A 941-nucleotide genomic window follows, 5' to 3' on the forward strand; every position below is an offset into this window, starting at 1 on the left:
TGACGATGGACGAGCACGTGCAGAAGGCGGTGGACTGCTACGAGGCCGGCGCCACCGTGCTGCACATCCACGTCCGCGAACTCGACGGCAAGGGCTCCAAGCGGCTGTCGAAGTTCAACGAACTGCTCGCCGGGCTGCGGCAGGCGGTGCCGGAGATGATCCTGCAGGTCGGCGGTTCCATCTCCTTCGCCCCCGAGGGTGAGGGTGCGGACGCGAAGTGGCTCTCCGACGACACCCGGCACATGCTCGCCGACCTCGATCCGGCACCGGACCAGGTGACGATCGCGATCAACACCTCGCAGATGAACATCATGGAGCTGATGACCGCCGACGACATCGCGGGCACCTCGATGCAGCGGCCCGAGCTGGCCGAGGCGTACCGGGAGATGACGGTCCCGGCCGGTCCGGCGTGGGTCGAGGAGCATCTGCGCCGGCTGCAGGCGGCCGGGATCCAGCCGCACTTCCAGCTGTCGAGCATCCCGCAGCTCGAGACCGTGGAGCGGCTGATCCGGCGTGGGGTGTACACCGGTCCGCTGAATCTGACCTGGGTCGGTATCGGCGGCGGTTTCGACGGCCCGAATCCGTACAACATCATGAATTTCGTGCAGCGGGTGCCGGACGGTGCGTGCCTGACCCTCGAGACGTTGATGCGCAGTGTGCTGCCGGTCAACGCGATGGCGATCGCGATGGGTCTGCATCCGCGGTGCGGGAACGAGGACACGATCTGGGGTCGCAAGGGCGAGAAGATGACGTCGGTCGCGCAGGTCGAGCAGTTGGTCCGGGTGGCCGGGGAGCTGGGCCGGGAGGTGGCCACCGGGAAGGAGGCCCGCGACATCTACCGGATCGGTCAGAGGTACGCCGACGCCGACGAGACGCTCGCCAAGCTCGGTTACGCCCCGAACCGCCGTCCCGGCCAGGTCGGCTTCACCCAGCACGCCTGA

The 941-nt window shown here is 67.9% G+C and carries 1 protein-coding gene; it reads left to right on the top strand.

Going from position 1 to position 941, the window contains the following annotated elements; all coding sequences use genetic code 11:
- A partial coding sequence (locus tag P3H15_RS54150) for a 3-keto-5-aminohexanoate cleavage protein (protein ID WP_276144848.1) occupies positions 1 to 941 on the top strand: 941 nt, incomplete at its 5' end.

This window comes from Rhodococcus sp. T2V, from assembly GCF_029269925.1.
Lineage (GTDB): Bacteria > Actinomycetota > Actinomycetes > Mycobacteriales > Mycobacteriaceae > Rhodococcus_F > Rhodococcus_F koreensis.